At 71.0% G+C, this 10,528-nt stretch carries 7 protein-coding genes and 1 other annotated feature; all 7 genes read left to right on the top strand.

Annotated elements, in window-relative coordinates:
- Positions 1-35: 35 nt before the first annotated feature.
- Complete coding sequence (locus R2S09_RS36080; RefSeq protein WP_316745462.1) at positions 36-1,463, top strand: TniQ family protein; 1,428 nt, start codon at positions 36-38, stop codon at positions 1,461-1,463.
- 301 nt (positions 1,464-1,764) lie between these two features.
- Positions 1,765-2,604, top strand: coding sequence for a TnsA-like heteromeric transposase endonuclease subunit (locus tag R2S09_RS36085; RefSeq protein WP_316745463.1), 840 nt, complete (start codon positions 1,765-1,767; stop codon positions 2,602-2,604).
- Positions 2,601-4,685 (top strand): DDE-type integrase/transposase/recombinase, encoded by a 2,085-nt coding sequence (locus R2S09_RS36090; RefSeq protein WP_316745464.1) that lies wholly within the window; start codon positions 2,601-2,603, stop codon positions 4,683-4,685. Before R2S09_RS36085 ends, R2S09_RS36090 begins: the two co-directional genes overlap by 4 nt.
- Positions 4,682-5,716, top strand: coding sequence for a TniB family NTP-binding protein (locus R2S09_RS36095; RefSeq protein WP_316745465.1), 1,035 nt, complete (start codon positions 4,682-4,684; stop codon positions 5,714-5,716). The genes R2S09_RS36090 and R2S09_RS36095 overlap by 4 nt, the downstream gene beginning before the upstream one ends.
- 47 nt (positions 5,717-5,763) lie before the next feature.
- The gene (locus tag R2S09_RS36100) at positions 5,764-6,390 is read left to right on the top strand and encodes a TniQ family protein (RefSeq protein ID WP_316745466.1); all 627 of its coding nucleotides are present in this window, start codon (positions 5,764-5,766) and stop codon (positions 6,388-6,390) included.
- 33 nt (positions 6,391-6,423) lie between these two features.
- Positions 6,424-7,661, top strand: a protein-coding gene (locus R2S09_RS36105; RefSeq protein ID WP_316745467.1) for an IS3 family transposase whose coding sequence is annotated in 2 segments (ribosomal slippage) — positions 6,424-6,703 and positions 6,703-7,661 — 1,239 coding nt in all. Because the reading frame shifts where the segments join, the coding sequence is not laid out codon by codon here.
- Positions 6,702-6,830, top strand: a sequence feature (AL1L pseudoknot). It overlaps the preceding gene by 129 nt.
- 1,732 nt (positions 7,662-9,393) lie before the next feature.
- On the top strand, positions 9,394-10,528 hold a 1,135-nt coding region (locus tag R2S09_RS36110; RefSeq protein WP_316745468.1), incomplete at its 3' end, for a reverse transcriptase domain-containing protein.

Consider the following 10,528-nt stretch of genomic DNA (forward strand, 5'->3'; position numbering starts at 1 on the left):
ACCACACCGCGGTCACCGACAACCCCACGAGGCCCATGGTCACTGTTCTCGGCCCAGCCCACCTCGACGCCCCAGGCCACGCCGGGGTGTTCCGCCTCGCGCCGATGTCCGGGGAGAGCACCGCATCGTTGGTCTGCCGTCTGGCTGCGCGCTACGGGCTGGAGGCGAAGACGCTCCGCTCCGGCTGGCGGTGGCGCAACTCCCCTCCCCGGCACGAGAGCGGGAATCCGCGGGCCGATGCCGAGGTGCTGCTGAACACGGCCGGGCAGCAGATGCTGGCCCGGCTGTGCGGCGTCGGACAGGACGTGCTGGCGCGGGCGTTGCCGACCTGGGGGCAACGGGACGCCAAACTGCCGGCCGCTTCGGACGCGGAGCCGGCGGCGGCGTGGCGGATCGGCGGCGCGCTCGCCGGGCCGGTGGCGTTCGGCTGCCGCCTGTGCACCGCCCGCCGCACCGGGACAACGGACGGGGTGGTGCGGTATGCGGCGCGCTGGCAGCGGGTGTGCGTGCGGCACGGGCGGTGGCTGCTGGACGCGGACGCCGACCAAACACCCGAGCATCTCGATCTGCGCGGCGTGCCGGAGGTAATCGCGGCGCAGCAGCAGTGGGCGAAGGTGGCGCGGCGGGCGGTACGGGCCGGGGCCGAGCCGGAGCGGGTGTTCGCCCTGGCGCACGCGGCGGTGGCCCGCTGGTGGGAACACGCCTACACCTGGGAGCAGGAGACCATCTGGCCACGCCGCCTGCACCACCTGGCGGGCGGCAACGCCGGTGGGCGTCTGGAGTGGTGGCGGATCGTGGGACGCGACGCGGCCGTCTTCCCCGAGACGGTGACCGTCGCCGGCGCGCTGCTGGACCCGGCCATGGCCGAGCTGGTCTGGATCGACAGCGGCGCCCTGCGGCCGCGGCCGCTGCCCGCCGACGGGATGTTCTGCCGCCGCCTCGGCGAACGGGTCAAACGCGACTGGCTGGGACCGCTCGCGGCGACCGACTACGGCAGCCCGCTGACCTCCTGGATGGGCGCCGTCATCCGCCGGCGCCGCGGCAAAGGCAGGCCACCGGGATACGCCGACGACCTGTGGTGGGTGCGCCAGGAACACCAGCCCACCACCATCGCCGGACAGCTGCGGGTACTGGGCAAGGAGAAGAAGGCGCCCGGTACGGGCAGGATGTGGCGAGCCGTGGTGCCCGCCGAACAGCGCATGCTGATCAGCAGCGCCGTCTCAAGCGCCGAGGAACAACTGCTCCAGCTGCGCGGCGTGCAGACCGGGCCCATCGCCGACGTCGCCCGGCAGCTCCTTGGCACCCTCCACCACAGCGCCGTCCTGATCGACAACGCCTGGAAACGGACCGCCCTGGCCGCGGCCAACGCCGGCATCCCCCTCGAAGAGATCGCCCAGTGGGCGGACATGCCTGCCGACACCCTGATGACCATCCTGACGGCCGGCCAGGACGACAGCAGCTGAAGAAACCCCTCAGCAGTGCGGCTCGGGCGCCATGTTCCTGTTTCTGCACCTGATGGTCCTGGACCACGATGCGTACGTGAGCGCCCCCGGGCGCGGCGGACGGGCCCACGACCGGCGGCCCCGCACGGGCCGCCCGTCCCCCGGGAGGGTGATGGTGCACAGATCCGCACTGACACCGGTGGGCGGCTGGGCCATCCTGAGCCCGCTCCATTCCCACACCCCATCGCGGCGGTGCCGGGCAGGAGTTGGGCTACCGGCGCCGCCTTGCGCGGGCGAGCCGGGACGGACGTGTCGGGAGCAGATGATCAGCACGAACAGCCACGTCGGCAAGCCGGTCGCCGGTGTGGCCGCCGGGGTCGAGGATGAGCCGAGCGGGCCGGACATCGACCGGATGGAAGCGGTCTTCGCCGGGCCTGACGGGACGCGCCAGCAGCGGCGCTGGCTGGAGGTGGCCGGACAGCTGCGGTTGGAGGAGCTCGGGCCGGTAGCACCCTTTCCCGTGGTGCCTGGCCGGCGGTGGGGTCCGGGCTGGTGGTGGTCGGCCACCACCAGCCGGCACATCGCGCACGGCTCGCAGGCGATGTGCACCCAGCTGATGTTCCTGGACCGCGATCCGCGCATCGTGGGCCTGGCAGCACGGCCGGTGCGCCTGACGTGGCGGGATGCGGGCAGCGGACGGGTGTTGACCTGGGTGCCGCAGCTCTTCGCCCGCTACGCCGACGGGCGCGGCCTGCTCGCCGACTGCCCGGCCACCGGCGGGCCTGCCGCGGCACGGGCGGCGCGCGCCGCCACGGTGCTGCAAGCGGCCTGTGGGGCCGTCGGGTTCACCTACCGGCGCCTGGCGCCGCCGGACAAGGTGGTGGCGGCGAACGTGCGGTGGCTGGCCGGCTACCGCCACCCCCGTCACCGCGGCGCAGGTCTCCTTGAGCAGGCCGTCCTGGAGGCATTCGCCATCCCGCGGCCGCTGATGGCGGGGGCCGCGGCGGCGGGCGAGGTCCTGGCGGCACTGCCGGTCCTCTACCACGCGCTGTGGAGGGGACGGCTGAGCGCCGACCTGGAAAGGCCGCTGGGCGCGCACACCCTCATCCGGCCCGGCCCGGACGCAGACACCGCACCGCGGCAGGAGCGGCAGGGCAGGTGAACGGGCAGAGTGCAACCGCCCCGGGCGGGCGGCGTGTCGGGGTGGGCGCCCAGGTCAGATTCGAAGACCGCACCTGGCAGGTGGCCGCCGTGGTGGGGGCGTCGGTGCGTCTGGTCGACGAGGGCGGTCAGACGGCTTGCGTGCTGTCGTCGTTCCTGTTCGCCGACCCCACCTTCGCCGTGGTGGACCCCCCCACCGCCGGTATACCGCCGTGGGGGCTGCTGGAGGCGCTGCCCGCCCGGGAGCGCGAGCGGGCCCTGGCCTGGCAGCGGCACATCCGCGAGATCGAGACCGGGCTGCCAGGCGGCCCGGCAAGCGGCGGCGTGCCCCGGCCCGCCTACGACCCGCAGCACAAGTCGATGGCCGAGCGGGAGCAGGCCAAGGCCGACGAACTCGCGGCACTGGGCTGGCCGCGGGCCAGCCGGGCCACCGTGCGGCGCATGCGCGCCCGCTACCACGCGAACGGCCTGTGGGGCCTGATCCGCCGCCGCAAACCCTCCAGCCCGACCGGGCGGGCCGATGAACGCGTGGTGGCCGCGATACTCGAGGCGCTGCGCCGCCAGCGCGGCCGCTCCACCGGCACCCTGAAGGGCCTGAGGGAGCTGGCCGGGCAGATCCTGGCCGACACCCACGGCCCGGGCACCGTGCCCCTGCCACCGCCGTCGACGTTCAACCGGCTGGTGCGCGTGCTCGCTGATCCGCTGGAGCATCCCGGACGGCCGGCCCGCACCGCCACCACCACACCGGTACGGCCCTACACGCCGACGGTGGCGCTGCGGCCGGGCGAGACGGTCCAGGTCGACACCACCCGGCTGGATGTGATGGCCATCGGCGAGGACGCAAAGCCGGTGCGCCCAGAGCTGACCATCGCCCTGGATGTGGCCACCCGCTCGGTGGTGGCGGCCGTGCTGCGCGAGGAGGGCACCAAGGCCGTGGACGCCGCCCTGCTGCTGGCGGAGATGGCCGTGCCCCACCCCGCACGGCCCGGCTGGCCCGACCACCTGCACCTGGCCCACGCCGCCGTCCCCTACGACCGGCTGCTCGCCCTCGACGCGCGGCTTCGGCAGGCGGCGGCGCAGCCGGTCGTGGTGCCGGAGACGATCGTCATCGACCGCGGCAGCATCTTCGTCTCCGCCGCGTTCCTGGCCGCCTGCGAGACCCTGGGAGTGAGCGTGCAGCCCACCCCGCCCCGCTCGCCGGCCGCCAAAGGCGCCGTCGAGCGGACCTTCGGCAGTATCAACACCCTGTTCGCGCAGCACGTCGCCGGCTACACCGGCTCCCACATCCTCGAGCGCGGCGAGGCGGTAAAGGACGAAGCACACTTCACCGTGGCCCAGTTGCAGGAGCTGCTGGATGAATGGGTCACCGCCCGCTGGCAGCACCGCCCCCACGACGGGCTGCGCCACCCGGTCCTGCCGAAAAAGGCCCTTACCCCGAACGAGATGTGGGGCGCCCTCCTGGGCACCTGCGGGTACGTGCCGCTGCCGCTGGCCGGCACCGACTACCTCGAACTGCTGCCCGTGCGCTTCCATCCCATCACCGGCCGCGGCATCCGCATCAACCACCGCACCTACGACCACGCCTGCCTGAATGAACACCGCGGCCGCCCCTCCCCCACCGGCCCCGGCGGCAAATGGGAAGTCCACCTCAACCCGCACGACGTACGGCAGATCTACGTCCGGCTGCCCGAGGGACAGCTGCACGAGGTCCCGTGGATCCACCGCGACCACGTCCACGCCCCGATGGGCGAGACCGCCTGGCGTCACATCCGCGCCACTCTCAACCAGCGCGGCGACCGCGAGGCACACGAGGCCGCCCTCGCCGACACCGCCGACCAGGTCCTGCGCCGCAGCCGCCCCCAGCCCCGCAGCCCGGCAGCGGCTGCCATCCCATCCCAGACTGCGGGCTCCCCAGAGGGGGCACCGCCGGCCCGACACCCCGCCCAGGACGCCGAGGACAGTCTCGACGCCGTCGAAGCCAGCACCCCTGACGATGACGACAGCCATGCCGGTCATGAAGACTCCCCGCCGCCGGCCGGATTCGCGTTGTACGACGCCTTCGAGGAGGCCGAACACTGGTGACCAAACCCGGTATCACGCCCCCCGCCGAGGAGACGTCCGCAGGCGCAGTCACCACCTTCGACGCCTTCGCCCGGTTCGCTACCACCGCACCGCCCACGCCGCCGCAGCCGGGCCAGCCATCCCGCTCGCCGGAGGAACGCCTGGCCTACCACTCACAGTTCATCACCGTGCGCACCCCGGCCATCGAAACCCTCTCGCGCAATGTGCGCACCCTGATGATCCTCGGCCGCCACCAGCAGGTGACCGCCCGCCCGTCCCTGATCGTCACCGGCCCCGCCACCACCGGCAAGACGACCGCCCTGCTCGAAGTGGGCCGCACCTGCCACCTGGCCCACACCCGCCGCGCCCACCCCCGCGATACCAGCGTGCCTGTCGCCTACGTGCTGGTGCCGCCCGGCGCCACCGCCAAGACACTGGCCGGGGAGTTCGCCCGCTACCTCGGCATCCCCGTCACCGCCCGCATGACCACCATGCAGATCACGACCGCTGTCTGCCACACCTACGCCGCAGCGGGGGTGAAGCTGGTGCTGATCGACGAGATCCACCGGCTCAACCCGCGCACCTCCAGCGGCTCCGAGGCCGCCGACTGGCTCAAGGACCTGACCGAACGCGTGCGGTCCACGTTCGTCTACGCGGGCATCGACGTCACCGACAGCGCCGTGTTCACCGGGGTACGCGGCGCGCAGCTCGCCGGGCGCGCCTCCCTGATCGACTGCGGGGCACTGCCCGCCCGAGCCGGCGAGCGGGAGCCTTTCAGAGAGCTGATCGCCGCGCTGGAACGCGCCCTCGACCTCACCGCCCACCGTGCGGGCAGCCTGCCGAAGCTGGCCCCTTACCTGCACGAACGGACCGCCGGACGGATCGGCAGCCTCGCCCGACTGATCCGCCAAGCCGCCATCGAAGCCATCCTCGACAACAGCGAACGCATCACCAAACCACTGCTGGACTCCATTGCGCTCGACCACCTCGCCGAAGAGCACTACCGGCCCCGCAACCCCGCCCGCCGCCGCACCCGCCCCAGCAGCCCATGACCTCCCGGGCCACCGTCCACGCAGCACCTGCGGAGTGGGCCGGCACCATGTGGCCATACGTGCCCGGCGCGCTGCGCGTACGGCCGCTGCCCGGCGAAGCCACCGCCTCCTACCTCACCCGCCTCGCCATCACCTACCAACTCACCCCGGCCCAGCTCCTCGACGGACTGCACATCACCGCCACCGGCACCGAACACGCCCCGCCCGCCACCGAGATCCGCCTCAGCGCCGAAGCCGCCCGCCGCCTGTCCGGCTTCACCCGCATCCCCCTCGCGCACCTCAACCGTGCCCTGCCCCACCTGCGCCCGCCCGCGTCCTCGCTGGCCCACACCACTGCGCACGGCACGGCCACCGCCCGCTGGCACGCCCTCGAGACCGCCCTGCAGCCACTGCCGGCGTGTACCGCCTGCACCGTCCGCCGCAGCCCGCACACGCCTGCCCCCGCATGGATCCACCCGTCACCGGGCCTGCCCCGGATCATGATCTGCACCCGCTACCAGCAGGCCTCAAGCGACCCCCGGCATCCCGCACCACTCACCATCCAAGCCGTCCCCGAACTCACCCAAGCCCACCTCAACGCGCGCCGCCCGCCAACACCGACCTCTCTGAGCTGGGCATCGACGATCACCACCCGCTGGTACGACCACCATCAACATGAATCGCCCCGGGTTTGATGGAGACATCGAAGACCCGGAAGGATGCCGCTCATGGCTGCTCCCCGTAAGTACCCCGATGAACTGCGCGAGCGTGCGACGCGGCTGGCGATCGATGCCCGCAAGGACCCGGCCGGCAGGGCCGGTGCGATCAAGCGGATCGCCGACCAGCTGGACGTGCACCCCGAGGCCCTGCGCGGCTGGGTCAAGCGGGCCGAGACCGACGAGGGCATCGTGCCCGGCACCACCAGCACCGACGCTGCACGGATCGCGGAGCTGGAGCGGGAGGTGAAGGAACTGCGGCGGGCGAACGCGATATTGAAGTCCGCCTCGGCTTTCTTCGCCGCGGAGCTGGACCGTCCACTGCGATGAAGGTCGCCTACATCGACCAGTACAAGGAGACGTTCGGCGTCCAGCCGATCTGCGACGTCCTCTCCGAGACGGACGCGCCGATCGCGCCGAGCACCTACTACGCCGCCCGTAACCGCTCGCCCTCGGCCCGCAGCCTGCGAGACGAGGAGATCACCAAGGAGATCCGCCGGATCCACGAGGCCAACTACGGTGTATACGGGGCCCGCAAGGTTCACGCCGCCCTCCTGCGCGAGGGATTCGAGGTGGCCCGCTGCACGGTCGAGCGCCTCATGCGCGCGGCCGGTCTGCGCGGGGTGATCCGGGCCAAGAGCCCCCGCACCAGCCGTCCCGCACCCGAGACCGACCGGCCCGCTGACCTGGTCGAGCGGCAGTTCACCGCGAGCGCGCCGAACCAGCTGTGGGTCGCGGACATCACCTACATCAGGACCTTCTCCGGCTGGGTGTACGCCGCCTTCGTCATCGACGTCTTCTCCCGCATGGTCGTCGGCTGGCAGGTCGCCACCTCCCTCTATACCGACCTCGCCCTCGACGCCCTGGAGATGGCGATCTGGCGCCGCCGGCACGCCGGCGGCGATTTGACCGGCCTCACGCACCACTCGGACCGCGGAGTCCAATACCGTGCTCTGCGCTACACCGAACGTCTCGAACATGAGGCCGCCGTGGCCTCGGTCGGTTCCAAGGGTGACTCGTACGACAACGCCCTGGCCGAGGCGTTCAACAGCCTGTTCAAGGCCGAGCTGATCCGCAACAAGGGGCCGTGGACCGGCATCACCGACGTCGAGGTCGCCGTCGCCGAGTACATTGACTGGTTCAACCAGCGCCGTCTCCACGGCGAACTCGGCCACATCACCCCCGCCGAGCACGAGGCCGCCCACTACCTCGCGGCCCAACCCCCTGCGTCACTCCAGAAAACCAGCTAACTCAGTCTCCACGAAACCCAGGGCTTGACAACACCTCCACCAACGCTGGCGAATGCGCCTGCACCAGCTCACCGCCACCAACCCCCACATCCCCCAGGCCCGGCCTCCCCCACCCTGACCTGCCGGAACCTGATCACCTACCCCGAAACCCTCACCCTCGCCGCCGCCCTCGCCTTCCTCCACCACCTCGCCAGCCGCCTCCAACTCCCCCACCTCGCACCCGCCGACCACGACCTGCTCTGGCAACGCCTGACCACCCGCTGAGCCAACCACGCCCCTCGCCGCCCAGCCTGACAGAACAGGCCCACAACTCCCGTACCTATAGACGCGCCAACTACCCTGCGCAAAAACCGCCACCACACTCAACCCACTGCGCAGCCATAAAAGCCCAGCTCAACCCACGTACCACCCGTCGTCGGCGCCACGGCCCCGCGCAAGCCTCCCCCACGGAACAGGCATACCGCTCAGTAAAGCTGAGCAACAGCAGGCCACAAACAAGATCAATAAGCAGGCGCAACAGCTACACCACACCAGGACTGCGCACACCACGGCATCACCGCCCAATACAACAGACCCATCACCCACCACCACATCAACCAACACACCAAAGACTTCGAACGACGCTGGCACACCCTGACCCACCACAAAACGCCGGCCGATCATTGAGCTCTTTCCAACCCGTCACAGATCACGGGATGGCCGTCACCCCCTCCGCCCTGCGCGGTCGGCCCGACTGCCAGCTCACGCGAGTGGGTCCGGGGCTTGACCCGACCCGACCCCCGCAGGACGGACGGGCGCAGCGATCTGGACGGCCGTTGCCTGTCTGCCGGGACTCACCTGGCTCGCCATCAGGCGCGGTGGGCCGCCGTGGCGGCGCCTGGCACCCCACCGTCTGGGCTACGCCCACCACTACCCGGAGTTCCTGCGACTCCCAGCCTCGCGCTTTCACGAGATGACCTGTCCGAGGGTTGATCAAAAACGCGGAAAGTTCCCCTGACCTGCAACGATAGGACTTGCTGAGGGTCCTGTTGGCTACGAGGAAAGAGGCACTTCCCAGGTGAAGGTGCGACACGAGGTCGCGTGTGTTGAGTGGATGCTCTTGGAGAGGGGGTCGGCGGTGTCGCCGATAACAGGGTAGTCCCGGGTTCGTGTCCGATGACCCGTCCCCGCCTGGACGCGCGTCGCTGGCAACGGCGGGGTGCGAAGCTCCAGGAAGAAGCCCAAGGACTCCCGTTCCACCCGGGGGTGACAGGCAAGGGGAAGGCCGGACGGGCGAACGCCAGTGAACCCTTGATGACGCCTCGTGAGAGAAGCCCCCGCCGGTGGGATGCAGGAGCGGGGTGAAGGGCGGGCCGCTGTGAGGCGGCAGGCGCCGGGCGGATGTTTCACGTCGCCTGGGAGGACACCGCCGCCCCGGGGCATAGAGGGCGCCCACCCCGGCCGCATCTCGCATGCGCGGAACGTGGAAACCCCGACGGAGGCCGCTGCCCTGGGCGGGCAGCGGTGGGCCGACCGTGAGGAAGGCTGATGTCTCCGGCGGGACAGGACGGCTCAAGAAGCGAATGCCGGTGGGCCGAAAGGCCAGGGGAAACCGGGACAACACGTGTAGCGGCCTCTCCGCTGCGGTCCTGGCCAACTCGCCGGATACCGGGCCGGTGCCCGGGTCCGAAAGGACGCAGACGTGAGCCGGGTGAGCCTGTGGGGAGGGACGATGGCAACAGCGGCAGCACCGATGGACAAGTTGGACGCCCCGGCGGTGGCCGGGGTGAACGGACCGGAGGGCGACTTCTTCGCGGACTGGGACAGCATCGACTGGGACCGCGCGCAGAAGAACGTACGTCGACTGCGCCAGCGCATCTTCACGGCGTCGAGGGACGGGGATCTGACCAAGGTCAGGAACCTGCAGAAGCTGATGCTCCGGAGCCTTTCCAACACGCTGGTCAGCGTGCGGCGGGCGACGGAGATCAATGCCGGACGAAAGACAGCAGGGGTGGACGGGCAGGTCGTGCTCACCGCCCCGGGCAAAGCCGAACTGACGCGTTTCATCCAGCAGCGCGCCAGCAGTTGGCGGGCCCGCCCGGTCCGGCGGGTGTTCATCCCGAAGAACGGTGCGGGGCGAAAGCGCCGCCCGCTCGGCATTCCCGTGATCATCGACCGGTGCCATCAGGCCCGGGCGGCGAACGCGCTGGAGCCCGAGTGGGAGGCCCGGTTCGAGGCGAGGTCATATGGCTTCCGCCCGGGCCGGGGATGCCATGACGCGATCGGGGTCATCTGCAACACGTTGAACGGGAAGAACCCGCAGCGCGTGTGGATCCTGGACGCGGACCTGGCGGCGGCGTTCGACCGCATCGACCACGATCACCTTCTCACCCAGCTCGGCACCTTCCCCGCCCGGGACATGGTGCGGCAGTGGCTGAAGGCCGGCGTGGTCGAGCGTGGTCGGTTCACCCCGACCGAGGAGGGGACGCCCCAGGGCGGGGTGATCAGCCCCCTGCTCCTGAACGTTGCCCTTCATGGGATGGAGACGGCTGCGGGCGTGTGCTACTACGCGACCGGCCCCCGGGCCGGTCAGAGCATGCCCGACAGCCCGGTTGTAGTCAGATACGCCGACGATCTTGTGGCCATATGCCACAGCCGCGAAGCGGCTGAGCAGGTCAAGGCACGGCTTGCTGCTTGGCTCGCGCCGAGGGGGCTGGTCTTCAATGAGGACAAGACACGCATCGTCCACGCGGAGACCGGCTTCGATTTCCTCGGATTCAACGTGCGCCGCTATCGAAGCGGAAAGCTGCTGATCAAACCGAGCAAGACGGCCGTCAAGCGGATCCGGGAACGGCTGCGAGGTGAGGTCCGCGCCCTTCGGGGCGCTC

It is taken from the genome of Streptomyces sp. MK7 (assembly GCF_032658145.1).
Lineage (GTDB): Bacteria > Actinomycetota > Actinomycetes > Streptomycetales > Streptomycetaceae > Streptomyces > Streptomyces spiralis.